Genomic DNA, 24,607 nt, shown 5'->3' with positions numbered 1-24,607 from the left:
GCGTCCTAACGCACGTAGGTGATCTTGCTGTAGTCGGCGACGGTGTAGCCGGCGGCGAGCTGCCCGATCAGGCGGGTGGAGGTGACTTCGCCGAGGGTCCGCGGGCCGCTCGGGCCGGTGACGGGGACGGGCGCCGGGTTGAGCTGGGCTCGCCATCCCTGCGGGCCATAGGTCAGCTCGCCGCCGACGATAGAGAACGGTCCGGTGCCGGGCGCCCAGTTGGTGAGTGAGTTCTTGAGCATGTAGACCACGGGCCGGCCGTTCGCGTCGAGCGGGGGCGCCGGGTTGAGGAACTGCTGCGCGTAGCCGCCGGGGTACGTCTCGACGTCCTCGCGCGGGCGCCAGATCAGCGGCCCCGTGTTCTGCCGGCCGTAGATCCCGGTGATGGTGGCGAATAGGTTGATATCCCACGCCGGCCAGTAGTCGTATCCCCACGAGTGATCGGTGGTCATCTGCACGGTCATCGCGCTCGGCGCCGACGGAACATAGTTTCGTTCCTCGGAGGTCTCCGTCATCGTCATATAGGTCGGCGTATCCGACTTCTGCCGGGTCTCCGCGCGGCGCGTCAGCTCCACGCGGGTGACCTGCTCGCGCGCGGTCGATGCTGCCGTGATCCCGTTCTTGGGGCTGAACTTCGTGCCCTCGAGCATGACGCCGTCGCCGGCGCTGAGCCTCAGCTCGCCGGTCGCGTAGAGGTCAACGGAGCGGTTGTCCGCGGGGCCGATGAACCGGATCAGGTTCGCCCGCGGATCGTAGTAGACGCGGTTCTGCACCTCGCTGATGCGGGCCGTGTTCTGCAGCACGGTGAGCACGCTCACGTTCTGCTGCGTCTCGTACGCGGCGACCGGGTAGACGAGCAGCATCGCCGCGTCGTCGTACTGGTCGAGGCGCGTCGGCTGCCAGTCGATGGGGACCGGGCTTCTGACGCTCAGGTACTGCCGGCGCTCAACCATTTTCCCCGGACCCCAGTGCAGGCGCTTCTGCTGCTCCTCGCGGGCGGGCCACTTGGGGCCGTGCCGGCGGTCGGCGGCGAGCTGCCCGAGCGGGTCACGCGCCACGATGTCGATGAACCAGACTTCGCGTTTCTTCCCGGTGCCGGGATGCGTGACCGTGCCGTACTTCGCGGTGATGGTCTCGATCTGGCCGACGAACACGGTGCTTTCGCCGGACCCCGCCATGACGTCCTTGCGGCGGATCTGGATCGGTAGCGCGCGGTCGGTGGCCGCGGTGTAGTCGAGCAGCTCGCCGAACGGGTCAATCAGTCTCAGCTTCAGCTCGGCAGGATCGACCGGTGTCCACCAGTCGTTCGCGCCCCACGAGATAGAAAAGTCGGCGATGGCGGTGGTGCGCTCGGAGCGCCCCGAGGCGACGAGCTTGCCGTCGATGTAGACGCGCGGGCGGTGGTTCTCGATGGTCGCGGTCGCGGTCATGCGTGGATCAGCCTGTCTCGGTTGATCTGGTCATCCGCAAGCGCTTCGCGGATCATGGCCACGAGCTCATCGCGGTCGCCCACGTAGGCCGGGAAATGGAACTCCTGCTTGCGGTTGTCGATGATGGTGGTGCCGGCCTCGGCCTTCCCCGGCGTCGGGACCCGGGGCGCCTCGAACGCGAGCGCATATCCGGCGGCTCGCGCGGTGTCGGCGAGCGGCGCCGAGTAGCCGGCGACGGCCGAGTACTCGGGCGTGCTGAACGCGGCAACCTCGGGGGCGACGAGCATCCGGGCCGAGTACATCGGCATATCGAACGCGGCCACCTCGGGCTGCACCCGCGCCGCGAACGACGACATGCCGAGCAGATCCTTCGCCCAACCGGGGATCGCGTTGCTCGCGAGGTTCGCGATCCAGTCGATCGCGTTCTTCACCCAGTCGATGATGGCCTGGAACACGCCCACGGCGGTGTCGCGCAGATTGGTGAACATGTCGCCGACAGCGCGGATCGGGGCCATGACTCGCTCGCCGAGCCAGCCGACGGCCTGCTGGATCCACTGAATGATGGCCTGCCACACGAGCACGGCCGTGTTCTTCAGATTGGTCCACCAGGCGACGACAGCGGCGATGGCCTCGCCGATTCGGTCGCCGAGCCACCGCGCGGCCTGGTTGATCCAGTCGATCACGGACTGCCACACAGCGGCCGCGACTTCGGCGATTTTGTCCCAGTTTTGGATGACGATCACGATGATGGCGACGAGCAGCGCGATGGCCGCGATCACGGCCAGGATGATCCACGTGATGGGCGAGGCGAGCCACGCGGCGTTGTTCGCCCACTGCGCGGCGGTCTGCACGGCCTGGATCGCGGCCCACGCCTTCATCGCACCATTGATGACGACGATGCCGGCCGCGAACGCTGCGAACGCGCCAACGAGCGGAGTGATCCACTCGCTGTTCTGCTGGAAGTACTTGGCCAGCTCCGAGAGCTTCGTCGCCGCGTCCGCGACGATGGGCAGCAGCGACTCACCGAGCGCGGCCTTCGCGTTCTCGAAGTTCGCTGCGGCCTTCTGCGCGGCGCCGGCTACGGTGTCCTGCTCGCGCGCGAACTGGCCTTGGGCATCGCCGGTCTGCTTGGAGAGCAGCGAGAGCGTGGCCTGAGCCTTCGCCTGAGCGGTCATCTCGCCGGTCGAGCCGGCGGTGGCCTTCTCTAGCGCCGAGTTCGCGCTGGTGAGCGAGGCGTGCGCGCTGACGGCCTGCGTGCTTTCGGCGCCGAACTTCGCCACGGCGTCGTTGTACTTGGTCTGCGCGACGGATGCGCGGTCCTGCGCCGCGCTCACCTTCGACACGTCCACGCTCGACTTGATGAGGCCGAGAGACATGGCCTCGGCCTTCACCATGGCTTCATTCATCGTGACGCCGTAGCGCTCGATGGGGTCACGCTCGCCGCGGAGCAGCGAGCCGAGCGCTTCGACGGCCTCGGCGGTCGTGCCGCCGTAGGTCGCGGCGAGGTCGGAGCCGAGCCCAATCAGGTCGTTCGTCTTGGTGGCGGCGTCGCCCATCTCGAAACCCATGCCCTTGAGCTGGGCGCCGAGGACGGACGCCATGTTGCCGTAGGCGGACGCGGAGAGCCCCACGGCGTCGGCCGCGTCCGCGCCGTACTTCTTCATGGTGTCGGCGTATTCACCGAACACGGATTCGACGGCGCCGCCGGCCTGCTGTAGCTCGCTCGCGGACGAGACACAGTCAGCGGCGGCGACGCCGATCCCGACGAGCGCGCCGGCCGCCCACTTCGCCGCGGTATTCATGCGCTGGCCGAAGGCGTCGCTCTTCCCCGCGGCGTCGTCCATCGCCTTCACGGCGCTCGAGGCGTCGCCGATGATCTTGACTGCGAGGATGAGACTCTTGCCCACGGCCAGCTCCTTTCAGGTTCGGGATTCGATTTCGTCGTTGGCCACCTCGGTGATGTGTACCGCGGTGGCGTAGTCCTCTAGTCGTGGGCCGGCTTCGCCGCGCCAGCTCCACGGCGTGCCGCCGTAGTCGCGCGCGAGGACGACGGAGAGGTACTCGAGGGTTCCGTCGGGGTATCTTTTCCCAGGCCGGGCACCTCGAGGTCGGCGTCGGCGTCCTCGGCCTCATCGGCGGGCGGCTCGACGCTCAGCGCCGCGGTGTCGCCGCTCGTGAACTCGGCCCACGAGAGTTCGGTCTTGCCGGTGCGGCGGGCGGCGTTCCACGCGAGGAACGGCATCATCTTCATCGCGTTGTCCTCGAGCTTCCCCCACCCGCGGTTCTTGCGCAGAGCGGACTCGAACGCCAGACGGTCCTCGAGGGTGGTCTGCACGGTCTCGGTGCTGCCGTCGGCGAACGTGATGGTGAGCTGGTTGGTGGACATAGGTCAGGCTCCTTGGATTCGTGAAATGGCCTTCGCCACGAGGTCGTCGTAGATCCGGCCCCACTGGGATTCGGTGGCCTTCGCCGCGTCGGCGGCGAACGGCCGGGGGGTGATGTGTCGGGCCGGCCATCCCCAATGGATGACGCCGGCGTACGGTATGGACTTGCGGCCAGCGCGGATGACGCCGGCGGTCTTGGTGCCCGATGAGCGGATGCTGCCAGCCAGCCGGCCGGTCGCGCCGCGGGGCACCCGGCGGCGGGTCTCGCCTTCGACGATTCCCGCCGCCTTGGCGTGGGCTTCCTTCATGTCCTCGAGGTCGTCGCCGGCCGCTCGGAGCGTCTTGCGGAACTTGGCGGCGCCGCGCTGCTCGATGCGGAGGTACTCGGATCCCGAGCTGACGGTGGAGCCCACGGGGCGCGCCTAGACGGTCGGCCAGGTGGGAGCGCCGATCAGCGGCCACTCGAAGTCGTTGCTGTTCTTCTTCTTGACGTCGCCGCCGAGCCCGATGGGTCGCACCTTCACGACGCCGCCGTACTCGGCGCCGGTGTCGGCGTTCGGGACGAACACGAACGGCAGCTCCTTGCCGGCGTTCTCCGCGGCCCACTGCGCCAAGCTGTCCTTGGTGTACTGGTCGAGCGAGGTGCCGGAGAGTGCCCACGTGGTCGAGTCGGCGCCGGACTCGTTGCTGCCGTCGAGCAGCGGGATATCGTCCTCGCTGTCGGTCGATGGCGTGAGGCTGATCTTGGTGAGGTCGGCGGCGAGCTGCCGGGGTGATCCGACGGCGCCCACGGTGAGGCTGCCGGGGCCGAGAATGCGAGACATGATGCTCCTTAGCTGGGGATGATGAGGGTGTAGGCGGAGAGGGCGCCGCCGGTCGCCGGCTGGTAGGTGGCCGGCGTCGCCCGGGTGATCGGGAGGGTGGAGTGCTCGAGCGCGTCGAGCATGGCGTCGAGCTTCTGCCAGGCCTGAGTCATCGCGCCCGTGGGGCCGGCGATCAGGTGTACCTCCCAGTCGGCGGACCATTCCTCGGCGGTCGGGAAGGTCAGGGCCGGCGGCGTCACGAGCGCGACGCCGTGGCGCGCGGCCGAGGCCACGGCGGAGTCGTGCACGGTGGCGGTCGCCTTCGCGGTGTCGGGCGCGGCCTTGAGGATCGCGGCGATGCGCTCGGCGAGCCGGTCGGCGGCGTCGATGCGGGGCGTGGGCATGGTCAGAGTCCAGACACGAGGAACGGGCGGAGGAACGGATAGGCGGCGGTCATCGGATCGCGGTTCAGGCGCATCGGCTGCGGGGCCATGTCGCCCTCGAACGAGGTGATTCCGTTGCGGGCGAGCCGGCGATAGTAGAGGTCCGCACCGACCTCGAGCACCGCCCGCTCGACGGCCGCGACCGGCACGCCGAACGGGTTGTTCTCGCCGCCGATGAATCCATGCACGAGCGTCTCGGCTTCGTGCTTGGAGCGCTCTGCATAGGGCGCGTCATCGTCAATCGCATCGACGTACCACGCGAGGTCGGTAGCCGGCGGCGGTGTGGTGCTCGAGGTCGCCATGACTTACGCCAGGAACTCGATGGGGAGCAGCGCCTGCGGGTGCTGGCACGCCTGCGCGATGTAGCCGTACTTCGACACGTCCTTGGTCAGGGTGACGGTGTTCTCCTGGTCGAGCTGCCACGGGGCGCCGGCCGATTCCCACGTGGTGATCGCGAGGGGATCATAGAACGTGCCGGTGTTCGCGCCGGCGCCGGCAAGCAGCTCGAACTTGATCGGGCCGAGCTTGCCGGTGATGCTCGAGAGGTCGAGCGTTCCCACCTGGTTGACCCCGGTGCCGCTCACGAGCATGAGGCGGTTGCCGGCGGTGTCCTCGAGGCGGTGGAGTCGCTTGAACACGTCCGCGGAAACCTTCGCGGCGGCGATGGTGTAGCCACGATCTTCGTACTCGATCACGGCGTCGATGAGCAGATCGAGCCACTCGTCAACGCCGGCGCCGGCGGGCAGGGCGATCTTGTTTCCGTCGGCCATCTGCGCGATGATGGCTGCCTTGAGCAGAGCGCGCGTAGCGGCCTCGGTGGCGCGGGCGTACTCGAGGTCCATCGCGCTGAACGCGGTGTTCACGTACTGGGCGTTGGTGCGCTCGATGACCTGGCGGGTGAGGGTGGTGTAGCCGCCATAGGTCTCGACCTTGGCGGTGTCGCTGCCGAGCTGGATCTTGCCGAACTTGAGCGGCTCGCCCTCGCCGGACTGCTTCTCCACGGTCATGGAGTTCGACTTGAGCTTCAGGTACTCGAGCGTCAGACCCTTCGCGGGCAGAGGCTCGCGGTGGAAGCTGTTGAGCGTCTTGCGGTTCTGCTCCACGAGGCGCACGGTGTCGGCCACCCAGGTGTTGGGCTGGTGCGCGTCCGGGGTCGCGGCGCCTTCGTAGGCGAGGCGCTGCGCGTAGTCGCGGGCGGTTTCGTCGCCGGCGGCGACGGCGAGGATCAGGTCGCCGTAGCTGGCGAACGTCGGCGCGACCTCGGGCTCGGCGTCGCCGAGCTGGGCCAGGCGTTCCTCGAGGCGGCGGTCGGAGTCGGTGCCGAAGGCGTCGAGCGCGGCGTCGAGATCCTCGCGGGTCAGGGTGTCGGTCATGATGGGTTCCTTTCGGGGGCGGTCGATGGTGGCGGCAACGTCGGTGACGCCGGCGCCGGCGAGAGCGGGGATCGCGCACAGTGAGGTCTCGAGCAGCTCGGCCGCGTAGACGTGGTTCGTGTCGTCGGCTTCGTCGTACATGAGGGCGCCGGGCACATCGCGGAGGATGTTGATTCCGACGCTGAGGCCGTCGCGCAGACCGTTCTCGGCCTCGGCGAGGGCGCGGTCGCCGTTCTCGCCCTCGGGGACGCTGAACGTTGCGGTGTCGCCGCCGTCGTAGCTGAGCATGAATCCCACGGGGTCGCGGTCGTCGTGGTCGCGGAGCAGCTTCACGGCCTTGAGCGGCTGGCGCGGCGTGAGCGCGCCGGGCTCGATGACGATGCGGCGGTAGTCAGACGACGGGACGCCGAACACGACGATCTTGCCGGTGATGGTGCGCTTGGCGCGGTCGAGGGTCAGGGGGCCATCGCTCGCGATGGTGAGCGTGGTCAGGCTCGCGGTGAGGTCGGTCATGCGGTGGGCTCCGTTTCGGGCGCGGGATCGGTGGCGGGCTCGGCGGACGCCGGCTCGGGCTGGTCGTCAATGCCGTCGATGGGCATGAGCCCTTCATCGGCGCGGACCTCGGCGCGCGTCTTCCACCGGCCGGCAAGGGCGAGGTTGTGCGCTTCGTACCGGGTCTTGGTGTCGGTGCGGAGCAGCGCGTCAACGTTGAACCGGGCGCGCTGGCCGGCGGGCAGCAGCTCCGAGAGCGCCTCTTCGATTTCGCGTAGCGGCTTCATGAGCGAGAACCGGACATAGCCGATCCAGTCCTGCTCGACGTTGCTGTACGTCTGCGAGTTGCCTTCGACGGCGGCGAGCAGCAGCGAGGCCGGCGTGCCGAGCAGCCGGGCCACCTGCGTGGTGGTGAACTGCTGCGTCTCGAGGAACTGCACGTCGCTCGGCTTGAGCATGAGGGGCTGGTAGCGGAGCCCGGAGCCCATGACGCGGAGCCGCTCGCTGGTGCCGAACGCGACGGCGCCCTCGGCGGCGGTGCGCTTGCTGCCGTCCGGGTTCCGGCCGTACCAGACGTGCTTGTACTTGTCGGCGTCGCCCGGCGCGAGCACCTGGTCGGTGGTGAGCACGCCGTCGGGCATCGACTGGTCCGAGAGCCACATGGCGCCGTAGTCGCGGGCGTCGAGCGCGCCGCGGAGCTCCATCTGCGCGGACTGGATCGGGCCGAGCCCGCGGTCGAGGCCGGGGACGCGGAGCAGCTGCAAGTGCTTGACCTCGCCGGTGATCTTCCGGCCGAGGTGGTAGTAGGTGATCCGCTTGCGGCCGAGGGGCAGCCGCTCAACCTTGACCGTCACCTCGTTGGGATCGAGAACGGTGATGTTCGACACGGTGCCGGGCCGGCGGGTGCCGGGTCCGAACCGGTCGATCACCCAGAACGCGTTGCCGTCGAGGTAGAGCGACGTGATGTTGTACTCGATCCAGGCCGGCCGGTGCATTTCCATGCACGGCCGTTCGATGATCGAGGGCGTCGGGATCCGCACGTCATCGCGCTCGGCGCGGATCGAGAGCTGCATGCCGGCGGTCGCATGGATCTGCACGCCGCGGTAGACGGTCGAGAGCGACAGCGCGGCCTCGGGGCTCACGTTCGTGATCCGGTCGGAGCGCACCGGCAGCTCGGGAGCTGCGGCGGTGAGCTTCGTGGCGCGGGTCATCGGTGCGGTGAGCCACTCGAGCGCCGTGGTGAGGATCGACATGGCCACGAGCTTGGGGCCGGCTGCCTGCCGGCCCCAAGGTTCGATGCCCGCTCGGGGACTCTCGGGGACTTTCGAGGACTTTCGAGGACTTTCAGCCGAGCTGGAAGCCGACGGTCTTGGGCATGTTGTCGAGGCCGAACGCGGCGAGCGTGGCGGACTCGAGCGCGCTGATCGACCCCACCGAGGCGCGCCGGCCCCAGACCCATGCGCCGTCGCTGATCCATCGCCGCGTGGCCAGCTCCACCGCGCCGTCGAGCGCGTGGTGCTGCTTGAACCGGAGCGTCGGTCCGTTCGGGTTCGTGATGCCGCCGAGGGTGCGCTGGCACGCGGCGCTCACCTTCGCGGAGTCGAGGTCCACGAGGGTGAGGCCGGCGGCTTGCGCCTCGAGGTAGAGCGACGCGGACGGCCCCACGCGGTCGATGGCGACCGGGGCGCCGTACTTGGCGCTCAGCTCCTTGAGGCGGTCGAGCGCCCACCATGTGCCGTTGTCGTGTCCACCCTTGACGACGGCCACGCGCACGTAGGGCTGCCCGACTGCCGGCGTGACGCGCTGCGCGACGGTGATGGTCGTATCGACGCCATCGACGCCGACGGCCGCGCCGAAGCACACTGGGCCGGCGGGCTCGAGGTCCAGGTCGCCGGCGCCGGCCCACGCCTCGGCCGTGATGACGCGCTCGGTGGCGCCGGTGCGGCGGTTGCCGTAGGCGCGGGCGAACTCCCCCGGCGGGAGCTGGCCGGCCGCGGTGACGAGCGTCTCCATGTCGAGCAGCGTGCCGTAGCCGGGATGCCATCGCGCGATGTTCTCGAGGTCGGTGGGGTCGGATCCGTCGGGAATGCCGAAGTCGAACACGGCCGTTCGCGGGTTCTCCATCGCTCGCGCGGCGTCGATCCGCGGGTTCCAGAACGTCGATTCGATTGTGCCCTCGGCGCTGATGATCCAGAGCTGAGGTTGCTGGCCGACGAGCATTCGGCGGGTCGCGGTCGTCGGCTGGATCGCGGCGAGTAGTTGCGTGCCTTGCAGCTCGGAGAACGCCCACGCCTCATCGACGCTGTTGGTGTCGGACTGCTTGGAGTGCAGCGAGTCCTCGGTCGGCGGGTGCGGGCGGAACTCGGAGCCGTTGCGGAACTTGAGCACCTCGGAGCCGTTCGTGAGGCGCCGGCGGGCGGCTCGTTTGAGCTTCGACTCCACGAACACGTCGCTCATCTCGCGCCACTTCGCGGAGGCGTGCTGACCGGATTGGGCGGTGTACCACGCGCGACGGTTCGGCCCCATGAGGCACGATTGCAGGTTGCGGCCGAGGTCGAACTGCGTCTTGCCGGCCTGGCGCGGGAGCGTCAGGAACACGGTGTTGTAGTAGAGCATCCCCTTCTCATCGACCTCGCCGGCCACGTCGGCGACGTAGCGCTGCCAGGGGATGAACGGGGCGCCGAGCCGTGCGGCGACGGCGGCTTGGTGTCCGCCGTAGGTGGGCCGGCTAAAGTTCCTCGGCGTAGCCGTTCGCGGGGTCACCATTCCGGGTGGGTACAGAAGCAAGGCCATCGAACAATCTCTTCTCGGCGGGGGTCAGGTCGTCGTCCTCATCGCCGAGGTCGTCGGTGTCGGTCTTGGTGAGGGTGGCCATCGTGGCCATGAGCCGCTCGACGTCGCTGGCGACGCTGCGGCCCTTCGCGTTGCCGGCCGCGATGGACTTCGCGAGCGCCAGGCACATGCGTCCGGTGACGCGCTCGGCGGGCGTCAGCTCGCGCTCGGCGCCGAGCGCCTCGAGGAACGCGCGAACCTCCGCTTCCTCGGCGGATTCGGGCGCGGTCGGGCCTGGTGGGGCGTCGAATAGTGCGAGCTGATCGGTCATTTCTCGGTCCTGCCGGAGGGGCTTTTTTTCTTACGTTGTTGTGGGAGGGAAGGGAGGTGGAGCGCGGGACTGCCGTCGAGTCAGCGCCAGAAAAACCGGGGTTACCAGTCGGCGCCGGCTGCCACGGGTTCCGCGGTTCTCGGCTGTTCGGCTGTTGGCTGTTCGCGGCGCTCGAGGGGCGGCACGATGCTCGAGCAGCCGGTCGGGTAGGTCGCGTACCACTTGGCTACGGTCGGCCAGACGTAGCGCGGTCTCATCGTGCGTGCTCGCTGCTCGACTACCTCGCGGCCTGGGTCGATGGTGATGATCTGGTACCTGAGTGCGCGGTACTCGGCGAGCACGTTGGGCGGCGGGATGCTGTGGATGATCCAGACCGTGCACCTGTAGGCGATGCGGGTGGCTCGGTCGATCGCTGCCTTGCGGGCGCCGATGGCCACGTGCCGCACGTGCTCGGGGTAGACGTGCGTGGTGGCCGGCGGGGCCGGCATGAGCGACCTGGTGATGGCGTCGAGGTCGATGACGATATCCTCCGGCTTCGCGTGCTCGGCGATGTACGTGGTCTTGCCGGCAGCCGGCGGGCCGGTCACAACCTTGATGATCGCGCCGTAGCCGGACAGCACGCGGTTCTGCCGCTTCGAGTTGCACCGCTTGCACGCCGGCCGGAGGTTCTCGAGGGTGTCGGTGCCGCCGTGCGACCACGGGATGAGGTGATCCTTGGTCGTCGCGACGCCGAGGCACCCGGGCATCCGAAGATGGCACCGGGTGCCGTACGTCTCGAGCACGAGCCGCGTGAGGCCGGACTGAGCCCGTCCGCCGCGCTTACTCGCCATCGTCGGGATCCCTGAGCTGCTTCGCCCATGCGTGCACGTCGGGCCACGCGAACCGGCGTTCGGTGCGGCTGAGGTTGATCGCTCGCGGCCCCTTCCGGCGCTTCATCATGAGTTTGAACTGCTCGGGGTCGATCTGGAGCCATTCGCAGACCTGGGCCTCGGTGGCGAGGGGCTGCGGGGCGCGCGTGCCGCTCATCGCCGGCGCCCCAGCCACCAGAGCCGCCCGAACACGAACAGCGAGCCGATGGCGAGCGGGAGCGTAGTGAAGAGCCCGCTGTTCACGAGCCCGCGCCTTCCCCGGCCGCTGCGGCCTCGCGCTCGGCGAGCCGGGCGGTATGGATGCCGATGGCGCCCTCGAGCGCGCGGATCAGGCCGGCGATCTCTTCGCCTATCTGGCCGAGGGGCTGGAACGGCTGGATCTTGCCGATGGTGACGCCGTAGGCCATGCCGGCGGAAGCGAACACGAGCGCGGCGGTGTCGTCGGGCAGCAGCACACCGGATGCCTCGGCCAATGCGGCCTGCTCGAGCAGCGCGTCAACGCTGGCCAGCAGCGCCTCGCCCTCGAGCGTGGTCGTGATATTCAGGGTGACGGTGGGAGTGGTCATGCGGTGGCGTCCTTGTCGGTCTCGGCCTGGTCGGCCTGGTGGGCGAGCTGGCGGATGTTGTCGGCGAGTAGCACGTACATGTACTCGAGCGCCGCGTCGGGCGCTTCCTCGAGCTTGATGAACTCGGCCGGGCCGCCGTCGGTGTTGACCGCGAGGATGAACGCCAGGGCGCGCTCGAGGCGCTCCTTCTCGGCCTTGTTGCTCGGGGCTCGTGTTGCCGTGACGGGGATCTGGCCGGCGTTCACGATGAGGGTCATGTAGGCGTGCATCGCGCCGACGAGGCCGGTGGCGAGCGAGTAGCCGGTCGCACGGTTGGTCGCGGTCTTGATGATCGCGGTAGCGGCCTTGGTGAACTCGGCGTCGTCCCTCGAGGTGAGCCCCTCGAGGTTCTCGGTGAACACGGCGGTCTGCTGATCGGGGGTCATGTGATCGGTCATGCGGTGGGCTCCATTTCGGGTCCGATGACGACGGGCTGTCGTCGCTTGGTGGTGGTCTCGGCGGCGAGCTGCGCGGCCCGCTCGGTGCGGCGTGCGGCGAGGCTGGCGTGCATCTCGTCCATGAGCAGCCGGTCAAGCTCGGCGCGGAGGACTTGCGCCTCCTGCATCGCTTCCGGCCAGGACGGCCGATAGACCATGCGGGTGCACGAGGTCCGGTCGGGCTCGTCGGGGTCTTCGATCCAGGCGAGGGTGATCCAGGTGCAGCAAGAATCGACGCTGCGGCGGGTGTCGCGGTGAACAAGTGCACGGATTCTTGCGGTCACGGGGTACCTCCGAAGATGACGAGCGAGACGGCCGCGAGCACGAGCGCTGCGGCCACGAGGGACTCGAGGAACAGGAAGCGGGTCACAAGGTCACGCCCTCGGCGGTGAGGATCGCCTGCGCGGTCTGGTTGCAGCGCACGCACTCGCTCGAGGTGTTCGGGCACCAGTGCCACGCGGTGCGGGCGGTGGGCGGTCCGAAGCCGGCGGGGCACGGGTAGCGCTCGGCCTCGGCGTTCGCGTGCTGCTGCTCGGGCGAGACGGTCTCGGGGCGCTGGCGGGCCTCGGGCTCGAACCGGGGGAAGCGCGGGGCCGGCGCGGGGCGCTGGGGCCGGCTATCGCCTGCGGAGAGGTTCGGGCGCTTCACTTGATCGGTCCAGTGCGACTCATCGCCGGCGGGCTCGGCGTCGGCATCGGGGGGCAGCAGCTCGAACTCTTCGGACGGGGTTTCGTGCGCGCTCGCGTCTACACCCGGTGTTTCAGGTACATGTCCTTGAGGTGTTTGGTGGTTAGTTGAAGATTCGGGGGGTGAGCTGACCCGGACCCCCCGGGCAGGTTGACCCTCCCCGGGTGAATCTGCCCGGGGGTCTGTTTCGGAGATATCCACAGGCTTGATGCCGGCGAGGATCGCCTTGCCAGCATCGCGCTTCCGGTGCTGCGCGGATCCGTCGCAATCGGGCGGGCACGCGAGCAGCACGGTGTAGAGGTTCGGGCGCATGTGGTCCGGACGGTTGCGGGTGCCGCCGGCGTTCTGCTCGGTGCGAATCTCGCCGAGCTCCTCGAGCTTCCGGATCTGCCGGCGGGCCGCTCGCGCAGCACTCTCACGCTTTGCGCGGGCTGCTGAGCGGGCTTCCTTGGTGTCGTCCTCGGGCTCGGCGTTCCATCCCTCGAAGCCGGCGTAGCGTGCGAGCGTGAGCAGACCGGGGAACGCTTCGCCCTCATCGTTCGCGTGCGATGCGATGCCGGCGAGCACGAGCTTGGCCGAGCCCGTGGCTTGGCTGTGGTTCATCGCGATGGCGTGGTGCTCGAAGCTCATCGCTCGCCAGACCTGATCGCCGGTGCGTTGAGCGCCTGAATCTCCCCGCGCAGGTAGCGCCGGTGATTTCCGCCGGGGCGCGTTGCGTTCAGACGACCGCTGTCAGCCATCTTCGCCAGACCGCCAGGGGTCAGCCCGCTGATGCGGGCGGCCTCGGCCGGGGTGATCCGTTCATTCGGATCGCGTTCGTCATCGCGATTTGCCATGACGCCGAGCATACATGGCGAATCGCGATAGTCAGCGCACTTGGAACGACTATCGCGATTATCGCGCTATGTGCTACGTTTCTGGCATGAGCATGACGAACCCCAACGTTGCAGGGCAGAGCGCAGATGAGATCATCGGCGAGCGTGTGCATCAGCTGATGTGGCGCGCGAAGGTCTCTCAGACCGCGTTCGCGCCCGTTCTGGGCCTCACCCAGTCGGGCCTCTCGCCCAAGCTTCGCGGGAAGCGCGGATGGAGCGCCGACGAGCTTCGCGCCGTTGCGAGCTACTTCGGCGTTTCGATCGACTACCTGTTCGGCATCGACAATGTGGTGGGCCCGGCCGGGATCGAACCGACGACATCCACGGTGTAAACGTGGCGCTCTACCAGCTGAGCTACAGGCCCTCTCGCCCGCGAACGGGCTCCCCCAAGCTTAGGGGAACCCGCTCGCGGGCACGAATCTCGCGGAGTTACGCGGCGAGCCCCTCGATGGCCTCGCGGTACGCACCGAAGTCGCGGGCCTCGCCCGGCGAGGTCTCGAACGAGGCGAGCACCTTACGGCCCTCCCCGATCACGATCGTGGCGCGGGTCGCGATGCCCGCCTCCTCGACGAACGCACCGAACTGCTGCGCGACGGCGCCGTGCGGCCAGAAGTCCGACAGGATCGAGAACTCGTACTTCTCCTGCTCGGCCCACGCCTTGAGCGCGTACACGGAGTCGACCGAGATGCCGACGAGGCGCACGCGCGAGTCGGCGAAGATCGACAGGTTGTCGCGGAGCTCGCACAGCTCCCCCGTGCAGATGCCGGAGAACGCGAGCGGGAAGAAGACCAGCGCGACGGGCCCCTCCGCGACGAGCTCCGTGAGATTCAGCTCCTCGCCGTGCTGATCCGACAGGGTGAAATCAGGCGCGATCGCTCCGACCTCGAGCACCATTGCGAACTCCTCTCTCGGCGCGGACGCGCCACCATGATGGGAAACGTCTCAATGCTAGCGAGCGGAACACCGCCGGATGTCATCGGGCGACACGCGGCGGAGCCGCTCAGAACCCCGCGAAGACGCCGAATTTTGTGCGGATCGGACACGGCACCCACCGAATTACGCGGGAACCGTCGGAGGATGCCGCTAGTCTGGACGGTGGTCCGCGCATCCGCGGAACCCTCCTCGCCTCCCCCGCACCTGGGTGGAGCGCGACGCTTGGTGAAGGAGCAATATCTTGGCCGTGAACACTGAGGATCCGTACGCACCGGATCAGGATGATCTGGACCCCCAGGAGACCGCCGAATGGCGCGAGTCCCTGGACGCGGTGGTCGAGGCGCGAGGCGCCGGCCGCGGTCGCGAGATCATGACGAGCCTGCTGGCACGTTCGCGCCAGCTGCACCTCAACGTGCCCCAGGTCCCCACGACCGACTACGTGAACACGATCGCGTCCGAGGACGAGCCCGAGTTCCCCGGCGATGAGGAGCTCGAGCGCAAGTACCGCTCGTGGATCCGCTGGAACGCGGCCATGACCGTGCAGCGCGCGCAGAAGCCGGGCATCGGCGTCGGCGGGCACATCTCGACCTACGCGTCGGCCGCCTCGCTCTACGAGGTCGGCTTCAACCACTTCTTCCGCGGCCAGGATCACCCGGGCGGCGGCGACCAGATCTTCGTGCAGGGCCACGCCTCCCCCGGCATGTACTCCCGCGCGTTCCTCGAGGGCCGCCTCACCGCGGATCAGCTCGACGGCTTCCGCCAGGAGCACTCGCACCGCGGCGGCGGGCTGCCGAGCTACCCGCACCCGCGCCTCATGCCCGATTTCTGGCAGTTCCCCACGGTCTCGATGGGCATCGGCCCGATCAACGCGATCTACCAGGCGCAGTTCAACAAGTACCTGACCAACCGCGGCATCAAGGATGCCTCCGACCAGCACGTCTGGGCGTTCCTCGGCGACGGCGAGATGGACGAGGTCGAGAGCCGCGGCCAGCTCCAGGTCGCGGCGAACGAGGGCCTCGACAACCTGACCTTCGTGATCAACTGCAACCTGCAGCGTCTCGACGGCCCGGTGCGCGGCAACGGCAAGATCATCCAGGAGCTCGAGAGCTACTTCCGCGGCGCGGGCTGGAACGTCATCAAGGTCGTCTGGGGTCGCGAGTGGGACTCGCTCCTCGAGAACGACACCGACGGCGCCCTGCTCAACCTCATGAACGTCACCCCCGACGGCGACTTCCAGACCTACAAGGCCGAGAACGGCGCCTACGTGCGCGAGCACTTCTTCGGTCGCGACGAGCGCGCGCTGCACTTGGTCGACGGCTACACCGACGAGGAGGTCTGGGGCCTCCGCCGCGGCGGCCACGACTACCGCAAGGTCTACGCCGCGTTCAAGGCCGCGACCGAGCACAAGGGCCGCCCGACCGTCATCCTCGCGAAGACGATCAAGGGCTACGGCCTCGGTCCGCACTTCGAGGGCCGCAACGCGACCCACCAGATGAAGAAGCTGACGCTGGAGGACCTGAAGCTCTTCCGCGACACCATGCACATCCCGATCTCGGACCGCGAGCTCGAGGCCGACGTCTACAACGCGCCCTACTACCACCCGGGCGAGCAGGACGAGGCGATCCAGTACATCCACGAGCGCCGTCGTTCGCTCGGCGGGTACCTGCCGGAGCGCCGCACGAAGCACACCGCGGTCACCCTCCCGGAGGACAAGAGCTACGCGATCGCCGCGAAGGGCACCGGTCAGCAGGAGGCGGCGACCACCATGGTGTTCGTGCGCATGCTCAAGGACCTCATGCGCGACAAGGGCTTCGGATCGCGCCTCGTGCCGATCATCCCCGACGAGGCGCGCACCTTCGGCATGGACTCCTACTTCCCCACGTCGAAGATCTACAACCCGAACGGGCAGAACTACGTCTCGGTGGATCGCGAGCTGCTGCTCGCCTACAAGGAGAGCCCGCAGGGCGTTCTGATCCACGTCGGCATCAACGAGGCCGGCGCGACCGCCGCGTACACCGCGGTGGGCACGTCGTACTCGACGCACGGCGAGCCGATGATCCCGATCTACATCTTCTACTCGATGTTCGGCTTCCAGCGCACCGGCGACGCGATCTGGGCCGCCGGCGACCAGATGGCGCGCGGCTTCATGATCGGTGCGACCGCCGGCCGCACCACGCTGACCGGCGAGGGCCTGCAGCACGCCGACGGCCACTCGCTCGTGCTCGCCTCGACCAACCCGGCCGTCGTGTCCTACGACCCGGCGTACGGCTACGAGATCGGCCACATCGTGCGCTCCGGCATCGAGCGGATGTACGGCGGCACCCACCCGGACCCGAACGTCACGTACTACCTCACGGTCTACAACGAGCCGTTCAAGCACCCGGCCGAGCCCGAGAACGTGGACGTCGACGGCATCATCCGCGGTATCCACCGCGTCAGCGCCGCGGCCGGCGCCGGGATCCCCGCGCAGATCCTCGCCTCCGGCGTGGCGGTGCCGTGGGCCATCGAGGCTCAGGAACTGCTCGCGAAGGACTGGGGCGTCGCCGCCGACGTGTGGAGCGTCACCAGCTGGGGCGAGCTCCGTCGCGACGGCATCGACGCGGACCGCCACAACTTCCTGCACCCGGAAGAGACCCCCCGCACGTCCTACCTGGAGCAGAAGCTGCAGGGTGCCGAGGGCCCCGTGGTCGCGGTCAGCGACTGGGCGACCGAGGTCCCCGACCTCATCCGCCAGTTCGTGCCGGGCGACTACTCGGTGCTCGGCGCCGACGGCTTCGGCTTCTCCGACACCCGCGCCGCCGCGCGCCGCTACTTCGCCATCGACCGCGAGGCGGTCGTGGTCAAGGTGCTGCAGCGCCTGGCCGCGCAGGGCAAGATCGACGCCTCCATCCCCCTCCGCGCGGCCGAGCAGTACCGTCTGCTCGATGTCAACGCGGGTACGACGGGCGGCGCCGGCGGCGAGGCGTAAGCGGCCGAATCCCGATGGATCGATCGAAGGAACAGGAGCTCGCCTGGCTGCGCACCATCGCAGGCGAGCTCGCCACCCAGACGATCACGCGGCTCGAGGAGACGCTGCCCTGGTACGGCGATATGCCGCCGTCCAGGCGCAGCGCCGTCGGGCTCGTGGCGCAGACGGGCATCAGCTCGTTCATCCAGTGGTACGAGGACCCCTCCTCGACGCCGTGGATCGCGTCCGACGTGTTCGGCTCCGCGCCGCGCGAGCTGCTGCGCTCGATCAGCCTGCAGGAGACCCTGCAGCTGATCCGCGTGGTCGTCTCGGTGGTCGAGGAGCGCGTGGCGAGTCGCAGCGAGGCGCTGCGGGAGTCGATCCTGCACTACTCGCGCGACGTCGCCTTCGCGGCCGCCGACGTGTATGCGCGTGCCGCCGAGGCCCGCGGACTCTGGGACGCCCGCCTCGAGGCGCTCGTCGTCGACTCGATCCTCACCGGTGAGAGCGACGATGAACTGCCGAGCCGCATCGCGGCCCTCGGCTGGCACGGCGACGGCGAGGCCGCGGTGCTGGTCGGCACGTCCGACCGCGTCGTCGACGTCGACCAGATCCGCCGCACCGCCCGGCACGCCGGCGCCGACGTGCTCATCGGCCTGCAGGGCACCCGCCTGGTGCTCGTGCTCGGACGCATGAACCCCGAGGTCAAGGAGGGGCGCACCTCCCCCGCTCCCCTACCCTTCATCGACATCGCCGCACGGCTCGCCGACGGCTTCTCCGACGGCCCGATCGTGCTCGGTCCGCCCGTCGAGAACCTCGTCGAGGCGTCCCGCAGCGCCCGCGCCGCCCTCGCCGGCGTCGCAGTGGCGCGCTCCTGGCGCGGCGCGAGCCGACCGGTCTCGGCCGACGACCTGCTCCCCGAGCGCGCGCTGGCCGGCGACGGCCTCGCGCGTCGCACCCTCATCGAGCAGATCTACGAGCCCCTCGTCGCGCAGTCCGGTGAACTGCTCGAAACGCTCTGGTGCTACCTCGACAACGGCCGCTCGCTCGAGGCGACCGCCCGCGAGCTGTTCGTGCACCCCAACACGGTGCGCTACCGGCTCAAGAAGGTGACCGAGCTGATCGGCTGGAACGCCACGGGAGCCCGTGAGGCGCTGATCCTGCAGTCGGCGCTCATCGTCGGTTCGATCGCCCAGCACGGCGGAAGGCGCGCCGGGCGCTCCAAAAAATAGCGGACTTCCACAACGGAACCGCGAAACACTGGTTGAATACATGCACTCCCTGCATGCCCGATCTGAGAAACTAGGACCCGTGATCATCATCGCCTGCCCCGGACAGGGCTCCCAGACCCCCGGCTTCCTCTCCGAATGGCTCGAGGCACCCGGCGCCCGCGAGTTCCTCACCGCCGCCTCCGAGCGCAGCGGCGTCGATCTGATCGCGCACGGCACCGAGAGCGACGCCGACACGATCCGCGACACCGCGATCGCCCAGCCGCTCATCGTCGCTGCTTCCCTGCTCGCCTGGCGCGCGCTCGAGGCGCGCACCTCGCTCGACGGCGTCGGCGTGGCCGGCCACTCGGTCGGCGAGTTCGCCGCGGCGGCAGCGGCCGGCGTGCTCGACGCCGGAGACGCCCTCGCACTCGTCGGCACCCGCGGTCGCGCGATGGCCGCCGCGGCCACCCGCGCCGAGACCGGCATGGCCGCGGTCGTCGGCGGCGTCGAAGCCGACGTGCTCGCCGCGATCGAGGCGCAGGGCCTGACCCCCGCCAACCGCAACGGCGGCGGCCAGATCGTCGCCGCGGGCACCCGCGAGGCGCTCGCCGCGCTCGGCGAGAACGCTCCGCGAGCAGCACGCGTCATCCCGCTCCAGGTCGCCGGCGCGTTCCACACCGAGTTCATGGCCGAGGCGGTGCCCGTGCTCTCCGAGGCCGCAGCGGCGATCACCCCGAGCGATCCGGTGCGCCCCCTCTGGACCAATGCCGACGGCAGCCGCGTCGAGAGCGGCGCCCGGTACCTCGAGCTGCTCGTCTCGCAGATCGCGAACCCCGTCCGCTGGGACGCCTGCATGACCTCGTTCCAGGACGCCGGCATCACCGGCCTCATCGAGCTCACACCGGCCGGGGCGCTCACCGGCATCGCGAAGCGCGCGCTCAAGGGTGTGCCGACCGTGGCCGTGAAGACCCCCGCCGACCTCGACGACGCGATCGCGCTGATCGCCGACGCCGCCTGATCCGGAAGGACCCACCGATGGCACAGCTCGTCCAGCCCACCGGACCCGCTCACACCCGCATCCTCTCGGTCGGTGCCGCCCGCGGCGACCTCGACGTGCCGAACGACGACATCGTCGGCCCGATCGATTCCTCCGACGAGTGGATCCGCCAGCGCACCGGCATCGTGCAGCGCCGCCGCGCCAGCGCCGAGATCGGCGCGGTCGACCTCGCGGTGCAGGCCGGCGAAGAGGCGATCCTCCGCTCGGGCCTCGACCGGTCCGAGATCGACGGCGTGATCATCTCGACCATCTCGAACGTCGCGGTGACCCCCTCGATGGCGTCCCTCGCGGCGCACCGCCTGGGCCTCACCCCCGCGGCCGCGTTCGACATCTCGGCCGCGTGCGCCGGCTACACCTACGGCGTGGGCCAGGGCGACGCGCTCGTGCGTGCCGGCATCTGCAGGAACGTGCTCGTGATCGGTGCCGAGAAGCTGTCCGACATCATCGATCCCACCGACCGCTCGATCTCGTTCCTGCTCGCCGACGGCGCCGGCGCCGTGGTCATCGGCGCGAGCGACCACCCCGGCATCGGCCCGACCAGCTGGGGCTCCGACGGCGAGAAGTGGGACACGATCCGCGTCACCTCCACCTTCGAGGAGTACCGCGCGAACCCGACCGAGGTCCCCTGGCCGACCCTGCGCCAGGACGGCCAGACCGTGTTCCGCTGGGCCGTCTGGGAGATGGCGAAGGTCGCACGGCAGACCCTCGAGGCCTCGGGCATCGAGCCCGGCGACCTCGCCGCGTTCATCCCGCACCAGGCCAACATGCGCATCGTCGACGAGTTCGCGAAGCAGCTGAAGCTGCCCGAGTCCGTCGCGATCGCCCGCGACATCGAGATGCAGGGCAACACGTCCGCCGCCTCGATCCCCCTCGCCATGCACGCCCTGCTCGAGGAGCGTCCGGAGCTGTCGGGCGGTCTCGCCCTGCAGATCGGCTTCGGCGCCGGCCTCGTCTACGGTGCGCAGGTCGTCGAGCTGCCCTAGTCTCGACCCACACGCTTTACCGACCGTCCATACCCACCGATACAAGGAGAATCCGCACATGGCATTCAGCAACGAAGAGGTCCTCGCAGGTCTCGCCGAGCTCATCAACGACGAGACCGGGATCGCGGCCGACGTCGTCGCGCTCGACAAGTCGTTCACCGACGACCTCGACATCGACTCGATCTCGATGATGACCATCGTGGTCAACGCCGAGGAGAAGTTCGACGTCAAGATCCCCGACGAGGAAGTCAAGAACCTCAAGACCGTCGGCGACGCCGTCGACTTCATCGTCAAGGCTCAGGCCTGAGACGGCGGTCCCCGCACGACGGGGACCGCAACGGAGCCGCCGCGGGGCGGGCACCCCTTCGGGTGCCCTCCCGCGAGGCCTTCCCCACAGTTTTCACCCGCCGGGCGGATCAGCCCGGCCAGCCACGATTGGACTCGCGGAGCACCCAACATGAGTAAGAAGATCGTCGTCACCGGCATCGGCGCCTCCTCACCCCTCGGCGGCACGGCCTCCGAGAGCTGGGAAGCGCTCCTCGCCGGCGAGTCCGGCATTCGCACGCTCGAGCATGAGTGGGTCGCGAAGTACGAGCTGCCCGTCACCTTCGCGGGTCAGGCGCGCGTCTCCCCCTCCGAGGTGCTCGACCGTCCGGTCGCCAAGCGTCTCGACCCCTCGAGCCAGTTCGCGCTCGTCGCGGCCATGGAGGCGTTCGCCGACGCCGGCAGCCCCGAGGTCCCCTCCGAGCGCCTCGGCGTCGATTGGGCGACCGGCATCGGCGGCGTCTGGTCGCTGCTCGACGCCTGGGACACGCTGCGCGAGAAGGGCCCGCGACGGGTCATGCCGCTCACCGTGCCGATGCTCATGCCCAACGCTCCCTCCGCGGCGGTGTCGATGCACTTCGAGGCCCGCGCCTACGCGCGCACCGTCGCCTCGGCCTGCGCGTCCAGCACCGAGTCGATCGTGAACGCCTACGAGCACCTGCAGGCGGGTCTCGCGGACGTCGTGATCGCGGGCGGGTCCGAGGCCGCGATCCACCCGGTCACCGTCGCCTCGTTCGCCTCGATGCAGGCGCTCTCGAAGCGCAACGACGATCCGGCGAGCGCATCGCGCCCCTACAACACCGACCGCGACGGCTTCGTCATGGGCGAGGGCGCCGCGGCGCTCGTGCTCGAAACGGAGGAGCACGCGCTCGCCCGCGGCGCGAAGATCTACGCCGAGATCGCGGGCGGCGGCGTGACCGCCGACTCGTACCACATCACGGCCAACGACCCCGAGGGCAAGGGCGCGATCCGCGCGATGCGCATGGCGCTCGAGCAGGCCGGCGCGACCCCCGAGGACGTGACGCACATCAACGCGCACGCCACCTCGACCCCGGTCGGCGACATCAACGAGTACCGTGCCCTGCAGGCCGTCTTCGGCGAGCGTGCGGACACCATCCCGGTGTCGGGCACCAAGGCCGCGACGGGTCACCTGCTCGGCGGCACCGGTGCGCTCGAGGCCATGTTCTCGGTGTTCGCGGTGCAGAACCGCGTCGCTCCCCCGACCATCAACCTGGTCGATCAGGATCCCGAGATCCCGGTCAACGTCTCGGTGCAGCCGCAGCCGCTCGGCGACGGCCCCCAGCTCGCCATCTCGAACTCCTTCGGGTTCGGCGGGCACAACGCGGTCGTGGCGATCCGCTCGTACGACGCCTAGTCGAGACGGCGAAGCCGCAGCGCCAGCACGCAGCAGAGGCCCGGATCCCCTCAGGAGCCGGGCCTCTCTCGTTGGCGTGCCGACCGACCCCGGTACTCCGATGGCTCCGTCGGCACAGTTTGTCGGGCGGCGGTTCCGGCGCACAGTGCGCCCCGGCCGCCGCCCAGCTCTATCCGACCCTGTGCAGTGGCACCACGATCGCGTCGCCCGGTTCCGCACCGCGGAACGGCTCGAGTTCCTCGTCCCAGGACTGCCCCAGCGCGAGCCGCAGCTCGCGCGCGAGGACATCGGGATCACCGGCGGCACCGATGATGGCGGCGTGGATCGCGTGCTCGGTGAGCACCCCGTTGCCGGCGCGGTCGGTCTGCATGTGGAAGATCCCGAGCGACGGGGTGTGCATCCAGCGGCCGCCGTCGCCGATGCGGCTGGCGTTCTCGGTGATCTCGAAGCGCAGCTGCTGCCAGCCGAACAGCGAGGACGCCACCGCGGGCGCCGTTCCCGCCGGCCCGCGCCAGTTCGCCGTGGCGCGCACGAAGCCGGGCATGAGCGGCTGCGGGGTCCACTCGAGTTTGACCGTCCGCCCGATCTCGCGGGCGAGCGCCCACTCGACATGCGGAGCCAGCGCCTTCGGGCAGGAGTGCACGAAAAGCACCCCCGTGGCGGTTGCCGACGTGGTTTCAGACGACATCGCGATCTCCTCCTCCGACTCGAAACGTCTTCCCCAACGTCGATTCGGTGCGGATCGGATCCGTCACTGGCGATCCTGCCATACGATTTCAGCTCGCGCAACGACCTCTCAGCCGTTGCCCGGTCCCGGCGCCCGGCCGCGAGGGCTCAGCCGGCTGCGCAGAACTCGTTGCCCTCGGGGTCGCGCATGACCCACCAGTGACCGGCGGGTCCCCGGTCGACCTCGGTGACGCGTACGGCGCCGAGCGACTCCAGCCGGCCCAGCAGCACGTCGAGTCCCGGCTCCCCCGCGTGCACGTCGAGGTGCAGGCGGTTCTTGCCCTGCTTCTCCTCGGGCACCCGCTGGAACAGGATCCGGCGACCCTGCCCGGTGCCGCTGAACGGATCGAACGCATCGTCGGGGTGCCGGATCGCCGCGAGGGTCGCGAAGCGCCGGGAGCCTCCGTGCTCGGTGGTGGCCGCTTCCGGCAGCTGCCCCGCCGCGAGCAGGTGCGCGACGAGCACACCGGGATCCTCGACCGCGTACTCCAGCGCTCCGGCCCAGAAATCGGCCAGGATGTGCGGATCACGGCAGTCGATGACGAGCTTCCAGTGCAGAGCCATGTCCCTGTTCTACCCGGTCCGGAGACGCCGTCGCAAGGTTCAGAACGGGGCGTGGAAGGGGCCGGTCGCGTGACGCCGCATAACGCGCTGGCGCGCATTCCCATCCGGGCGGAGTACCGTTGAGGGTATGAAACCGTTCCTGCTGATCAGCACCCGAGGCGAAGACGAGCTCGCCGCGCAGGAGCACGCCTCGTACTGCCACCTGACCGGGCTGCTGCCCGAGGATCTGGAGTGGCGTCGGGTGGAGCGCGAACCCCTCGGGCCGATCGATCTCGACCACTACTCGGGCATCATCCTCGCGGGCAGTCCGTTCACGGTGAGCGAGCCCGTCGAGTCCAAGTCGGAGACCGAGCTGCGGGTCGAGCGGGAGCTCTCCGCGCTGCTCGACGAGGTGATCCGCCGCGATGTGCCGTTCCTCGGCATCTGCTACGGCGTCGGCACCATCGGAGCGCACCAGGGCGCGATCGTGGACCGCGCCTACGGCGAACCGGTCGAGGCGGTGCGCGTCTCGCTCACGGAGGCCGGCCGCACCGATCCGCTCATGCGGGAGCTCCCGAACGAGTTCGACGCGTTCGTCGGCCACAAAGAGGGCATCAGCCGCCTGCCCGAGCACATCGCGGTGCTGGCGAGCTCCCCCGGGTGCCCCGTGCAGGCGTTCCGCGTCGGACGCAACGTCTACGCGACCCAGTTCCACCCCGAGCTCGACGGAGCGACCTTCGCGTCGCGCATCCGCATCTACGCCGACCACGGCTACTTCGACCCGGTCGAGCTCGACGCGGTCGTCGAGCGCGTCGAGAACGCCGACGTCCGCGCGTCGCAGCTCGTGCTCGGCCGCTTCGTCGAGGAGTACGCCCGGGCGCTCCCCGATTTCGTCGAGCCGACCGACGATGCGGGCTCGGCGGACCTCGCCGAGGCGACGGTCGTCGACTTCCCCGCGCCCGGCATCGCCGCGGCCGACGCGCCGCGACTCGTCTCGAATCACTGAT

29 protein-coding genes and 1 tRNA gene are annotated in these 24,607 nt (G+C 69.4%); 8 read left to right on the top strand and 22 right to left on the bottom strand.

The window, feature by feature from the left end; translation table 11 throughout:
- Nucleotides 1–5: 5 nt before the first annotated feature.
- The 18 genes from ABD169_RS10005 to ABD169_RS09920 all read right to left on the bottom strand — a co-directional run bounded on the left by ABD169_RS10005 (nt 6) and on the right by ABD169_RS09920 (nt 13,462).
- Nucleotides 6–1,430: a hypothetical protein gene (locus tag ABD169_RS10005; RefSeq protein WP_344031927.1), complete on the bottom strand. Its 1,425-nt coding sequence runs from the start codon at nt 1,428–1,430 to the stop codon at nt 6–8.
- Nucleotides 1,427–3,337: a phage tail tape measure protein gene (locus ABD169_RS10000; protein WP_344031925.1), complete on the bottom strand. Its 1,911-nt coding sequence runs from the start codon at nt 3,335–3,337 to the stop codon at nt 1,427–1,429. The genes ABD169_RS10005 and ABD169_RS10000 overlap by 4 nt, the downstream gene beginning before the upstream one ends.
- A 77-nt stretch (nt 3,338–3,414) precedes the next feature.
- Nucleotides 3,415–3,816 carry a hypothetical protein gene (locus ABD169_RS09995; RefSeq protein WP_344031923.1) on the bottom strand — a complete coding sequence of 134 codons (402 nt, stop codon included), beginning with the start codon at nt 3,814–3,816 and terminating at the stop codon, nt 3,415–3,417.
- 3 nt (nt 3,817–3,819) lie between these two features.
- Nucleotides 3,820–4,227, bottom strand: coding sequence for an HK97 gp10 family phage protein (locus ABD169_RS09990; protein ID WP_344031921.1), 408 nt, complete (start codon nt 4,225–4,227; stop codon nt 3,820–3,822).
- Between the two features lie 9 nt (nt 4,228–4,236).
- Nucleotides 4,237–4,638 carry a hypothetical protein gene (locus ABD169_RS09985; protein WP_344031919.1) on the bottom strand — a complete coding sequence of 134 codons (402 nt, stop codon included), beginning with the start codon at nt 4,636–4,638 and terminating at the stop codon, nt 4,237–4,239.
- An 8-nt stretch (nt 4,639–4,646) separates the two neighbouring features.
- On the bottom strand, nt 4,647–5,021 hold the full coding sequence (locus tag ABD169_RS09980) for a hypothetical protein (protein ID WP_344031917.1): 375 nt from the start codon (nt 5,019–5,021) through the stop codon (nt 4,647–4,649).
- A gap of 2 nt (nt 5,022–5,023) precedes the next feature.
- Nucleotides 5,024–5,362, bottom strand: a complete 339-nt coding sequence (locus tag ABD169_RS09975) for a hypothetical protein (RefSeq protein WP_344031916.1) — start codon at nt 5,360–5,362, stop codon at nt 5,024–5,026.
- A 3-nt stretch (nt 5,363–5,365) separates the two neighbouring features.
- On the bottom strand, nt 5,366–6,946 hold the full coding sequence (locus ABD169_RS09970) for a phage major capsid protein (RefSeq protein WP_344031914.1): 1,581 nt from the start codon (nt 6,944–6,946) through the stop codon (nt 5,366–5,368).
- Nucleotides 6,943–8,178: a phage portal protein gene (locus ABD169_RS09965; protein WP_344031912.1), complete on the bottom strand. Its 1,236-nt coding sequence runs from the start codon at nt 8,176–8,178 to the stop codon at nt 6,943–6,945. Before ABD169_RS09965 ends, ABD169_RS09970 begins: the two co-directional genes overlap by 4 nt.
- Nucleotides 8,179–8,269: 91 nt before the next feature.
- Nucleotides 8,270–9,691 (bottom strand): hypothetical protein, encoded by a 1,422-nt coding sequence (locus ABD169_RS09960; protein WP_344031910.1) that lies wholly within the window; start codon nt 9,689–9,691, stop codon nt 8,270–8,272.
- On the bottom strand, nt 9,654–10,028 hold the full coding sequence (locus tag ABD169_RS09955; protein WP_344031908.1) for a hypothetical protein: 375 nt from the start codon (nt 10,026–10,028) through the stop codon (nt 9,654–9,656). Before ABD169_RS09955 ends, ABD169_RS09960 begins: the two co-directional genes overlap by 38 nt.
- A gap of 101 nt (nt 10,029–10,129) precedes the next feature.
- Nucleotides 10,130–10,858 (bottom strand): HNH endonuclease, encoded by a 729-nt coding sequence (locus tag ABD169_RS09950; RefSeq protein WP_344031906.1) that lies wholly within the window; start codon nt 10,856–10,858, stop codon nt 10,130–10,132.
- Complete coding sequence (locus ABD169_RS09945; protein ID WP_344031904.1) at nt 10,848–11,054, bottom strand: hypothetical protein; 207 nt, start codon at nt 11,052–11,054, stop codon at nt 10,848–10,850. The genes ABD169_RS09950 and ABD169_RS09945 overlap by 11 nt, the downstream gene beginning before the upstream one ends.
- 82 nt (nt 11,055–11,136) lie before the next feature.
- Entirely contained in the window at nt 11,137–11,463 is a 327-nt protein-coding gene (locus ABD169_RS09940) for a hypothetical protein (protein WP_344031902.1), read from the bottom strand.
- Nucleotides 11,460–11,900, bottom strand: coding sequence for a hypothetical protein (locus ABD169_RS09935; protein WP_344031900.1), 441 nt, complete (start codon nt 11,898–11,900; stop codon nt 11,460–11,462). The genes ABD169_RS09940 and ABD169_RS09935 overlap by 4 nt, the downstream gene beginning before the upstream one ends.
- The gene (locus tag ABD169_RS09930; RefSeq protein ID WP_344031898.1) at nt 11,897–12,223 is read right to left on the bottom strand and encodes a hypothetical protein; all 327 of its coding nucleotides are present in this window, start codon (nt 12,221–12,223) and stop codon (nt 11,897–11,899) included. Before ABD169_RS09930 ends, ABD169_RS09935 begins: the two co-directional genes overlap by 4 nt.
- Nucleotides 12,224–12,305: 82 nt before the next feature.
- Complete coding sequence (locus ABD169_RS09925) at nt 12,306–13,193, bottom strand: hypothetical protein (protein WP_344031896.1); 888 nt, start codon at nt 13,191–13,193, stop codon at nt 12,306–12,308.
- A gap of 59 nt (nt 13,194–13,252) precedes the next feature.
- Nucleotides 13,253–13,462, bottom strand: a complete 210-nt coding sequence (locus ABD169_RS09920; RefSeq protein ID WP_344031894.1) for a helix-turn-helix domain-containing protein — start codon at nt 13,460–13,462, stop codon at nt 13,253–13,255.
- A 14-nt stretch (nt 13,463–13,476) separates the two neighbouring features.
- Between ABD169_RS09920 and ABD169_RS16185 the strand changes: the two genes are divergently transcribed.
- Complete coding sequence (locus ABD169_RS16185) at nt 13,477–13,833, top strand: helix-turn-helix domain-containing protein (RefSeq protein WP_425560968.1); 357 nt, start codon at nt 13,477–13,479, stop codon at nt 13,831–13,833.
- Here ABD169_RS16185 and ABD169_RS09915 read toward each other — a convergent pair.
- Together ABD169_RS09915 and ABD169_RS09910 are read right to left on the bottom strand one after the other, a co-directional pair.
- Nucleotides 13,790–13,865: transfer RNA gene (locus tag ABD169_RS09915), tRNA-Val, on the bottom strand. The two genes, ABD169_RS16185 and ABD169_RS09915, sit on opposite strands and share 44 nt — an antisense overlap.
- A 65-nt stretch (nt 13,866–13,930) precedes the next feature.
- A complete protein-coding gene (locus ABD169_RS09910) occupies nt 13,931–14,395 on the bottom strand; it encodes a peroxiredoxin (protein ID WP_344031892.1) in 465 nt (154 codons plus the stop codon).
- 280 nt (nt 14,396–14,675) lie between these two features.
- On the opposite strand from ABD169_RS09910, the gene aceE reads away from it, so the two are divergent.
- The 6 genes from aceE (at nt 14,676) to ABD169_RS09880 (ending at nt 22,331) form a co-directional block, all read left to right on the top strand.
- On the top strand, nt 14,676–17,402 hold the full coding sequence (gene aceE / locus ABD169_RS09905; protein WP_344031890.1) for a pyruvate dehydrogenase (acetyl-transferring), homodimeric type: 2,727 nt from the start codon (nt 14,676–14,678) through the stop codon (nt 17,400–17,402).
- Nucleotides 17,403–17,416: 14 nt separating this feature from the next.
- On the top strand, nt 17,417–18,613 hold the full coding sequence (locus ABD169_RS09900) for a PucR family transcriptional regulator (RefSeq protein ID WP_344031889.1): 1,197 nt from the start codon (nt 17,417–17,419) through the stop codon (nt 18,611–18,613).
- A gap of 79 nt (nt 18,614–18,692) precedes the next feature.
- On the top strand, nt 18,693–19,610 hold the full coding sequence (locus ABD169_RS09895; RefSeq protein ID WP_344031887.1) for an ACP S-malonyltransferase: 918 nt from the start codon (nt 18,693–18,695) through the stop codon (nt 19,608–19,610).
- Nucleotides 19,611–19,627: 17 nt separating this feature from the next.
- A complete protein-coding gene (locus ABD169_RS09890) occupies nt 19,628–20,632 on the top strand; it encodes a beta-ketoacyl-ACP synthase III (protein WP_344031885.1) in 1,005 nt (334 codons plus the stop codon).
- Between the two features lie 58 nt (nt 20,633–20,690).
- Entirely contained in the window at nt 20,691–20,939 is a 249-nt protein-coding gene (locus ABD169_RS09885; protein WP_017794148.1) for an acyl carrier protein, read from the top strand.
- A 150-nt stretch (nt 20,940–21,089) separates the two neighbouring features.
- Nucleotides 21,090–22,331, top strand: coding sequence for a beta-ketoacyl-[acyl-carrier-protein] synthase family protein (locus ABD169_RS09880; protein ID WP_046456650.1), 1,242 nt, complete (start codon nt 21,090–21,092; stop codon nt 22,329–22,331).
- A gap of 169 nt (nt 22,332–22,500) precedes the next feature.
- On the opposite strand, the gene ABD169_RS09875 is transcribed toward ABD169_RS09880, so the two are convergent.
- Both ABD169_RS09875 and ABD169_RS09870 read right to left on the bottom strand, forming a co-directional pair.
- Entirely contained in the window at nt 22,501–23,019 is a 519-nt protein-coding gene (locus ABD169_RS09875; protein WP_099725064.1) for a DUF3145 family protein, read from the bottom strand.
- Between the two features lie 146 nt (nt 23,020–23,165).
- Nucleotides 23,166–23,621, bottom strand: a complete 456-nt coding sequence (locus tag ABD169_RS09870) for a VOC family protein (protein ID WP_344031882.1) — start codon at nt 23,619–23,621, stop codon at nt 23,166–23,168.
- 127 nt (nt 23,622–23,748) lie between these two features.
- Here ABD169_RS09870 and ABD169_RS09865 point away from each other — a divergent pair, with 127 nt between their 5' ends.
- Nucleotides 23,749–24,606 carry a glutamine amidotransferase gene (locus tag ABD169_RS09865; RefSeq protein WP_344031880.1) on the top strand — a complete coding sequence of 286 codons (858 nt, stop codon included), beginning with the start codon at nt 23,749–23,751 and terminating at the stop codon, nt 24,604–24,606.
- Nucleotide 24,607: the final 1 nt, after the last annotated feature.

Origin of the sequence: Leucobacter iarius, from assembly GCF_039530105.1 — a bacterium.
In the GTDB taxonomy this organism is placed as follows: domain Bacteria; phylum Actinomycetota; class Actinomycetes; order Actinomycetales; family Microbacteriaceae; genus Leucobacter; species Leucobacter iarius.
This window is presented reverse-complemented; position numbering and strand designations above follow the sequence as displayed.

Excerpts from the sequence above, each read along its gene's own strand:
- ABD169_RS10005 (WP_344031927.1), bottom strand. The coding sequence starts at position 1,430 with ATGACCGCGACCGCGACCATCGAGAACCACCGCCCGCGCGTCTACATC.
- ABD169_RS09995 (WP_344031923.1), bottom strand. The coding sequence starts at position 3,816 with ATGTCCACCAACCAGCTCACCATCACGTTCGCCGACGGCAGCACCGAG.
- ABD169_RS09985 (WP_344031919.1), bottom strand. The coding sequence starts at position 4,638 with ATGTCTCGCATTCTCGGCCCCGGCAGCCTCACCGTGGGCGCCGTCGGA.
- ABD169_RS09980 (WP_344031917.1), bottom strand. The coding sequence starts at position 5,021 with ATGCCCACGCCCCGCATCGACGCCGCCGACCGGCTCGCCGAGCGCATC.
- ABD169_RS09975 (WP_344031916.1), bottom strand. The coding sequence starts at position 5,362 with ATGGCGACCTCGAGCACCACACCGCCGCCGGCTACCGACCTCGCGTGG.
- ABD169_RS09970 (WP_344031914.1), bottom strand. The coding sequence starts at position 6,946 with ATGACCGACCTCACCGCGAGCCTGACCACGCTCACCATCGCGAGCGAT.
- ABD169_RS09965 (WP_344031912.1), bottom strand. The coding sequence starts at position 8,178 with ATGTCGATCCTCACCACGGCGCTCGAGTGGCTCACCGCACCGATGACC.
- ABD169_RS09960 (WP_344031910.1), bottom strand. The coding sequence starts at position 9,691 with ATGGTGACCCCGCGAACGGCTACGCCGAGGAACTTTAGCCGGCCCACC.
- ABD169_RS09955 (WP_344031908.1), bottom strand. The coding sequence starts at position 10,028 with ATGACCGATCAGCTCGCACTATTCGACGCCCCACCAGGCCCGACCGCG.
- ABD169_RS09950 (WP_344031906.1), bottom strand. The coding sequence starts at position 10,858 with ATGGCGAGTAAGCGCGGCGGACGGGCTCAGTCCGGCCTCACGCGGCTC.
- ABD169_RS09945 (WP_344031904.1), bottom strand. The coding sequence starts at position 11,054 with ATGAGCGGCACGCGCGCCCCGCAGCCCCTCGCCACCGAGGCCCAGGTC.
- ABD169_RS09940 (WP_344031902.1), bottom strand. The coding sequence starts at position 11,463 with ATGACCACTCCCACCGTCACCCTGAATATCACGACCACGCTCGAGGGC.
- ABD169_RS09935 (WP_344031900.1), bottom strand. The coding sequence starts at position 11,900 with ATGACCGATCACATGACCCCCGATCAGCAGACCGCCGTGTTCACCGAG.
- ABD169_RS09920 (WP_344031894.1), bottom strand. The coding sequence starts at position 13,462 with ATGGCAAATCGCGATGACGAACGCGATCCGAATGAACGGATCACCCCG.
- ABD169_RS16185 (WP_425560968.1), top strand. The coding sequence starts at position 13,477 with ATGGCGAATCGCGATAGTCAGCGCACTTGGAACGACTATCGCGATTAT.
- ABD169_RS09910 (WP_344031892.1), bottom strand. The coding sequence starts at position 14,395 with ATGGTGCTCGAGGTCGGAGCGATCGCGCCTGATTTCACCCTGTCGGAT.
- ABD169_RS09900 (WP_344031889.1), top strand. The coding sequence starts at position 17,417 with ATGGATCGATCGAAGGAACAGGAGCTCGCCTGGCTGCGCACCATCGCA.
- ABD169_RS09890 (WP_344031885.1), top strand. The coding sequence starts at position 19,628 with ATGGCACAGCTCGTCCAGCCCACCGGACCCGCTCACACCCGCATCCTC.
- ABD169_RS09885 (WP_017794148.1), top strand. The coding sequence starts at position 20,691 with ATGGCATTCAGCAACGAAGAGGTCCTCGCAGGTCTCGCCGAGCTCATC.
- ABD169_RS09880 (WP_046456650.1), top strand. The coding sequence starts at position 21,090 with ATGAGTAAGAAGATCGTCGTCACCGGCATCGGCGCCTCCTCACCCCTC.
- ABD169_RS09875 (WP_099725064.1), bottom strand. The coding sequence starts at position 23,019 with ATGTCGTCTGAAACCACGTCGGCAACCGCCACGGGGGTGCTTTTCGTG.
- ABD169_RS09870 (WP_344031882.1), bottom strand. The coding sequence starts at position 23,621 with ATGGCTCTGCACTGGAAGCTCGTCATCGACTGCCGTGATCCGCACATC.
- ABD169_RS09865 (WP_344031880.1), top strand. The coding sequence starts at position 23,749 with ATGAAACCGTTCCTGCTGATCAGCACCCGAGGCGAAGACGAGCTCGCC.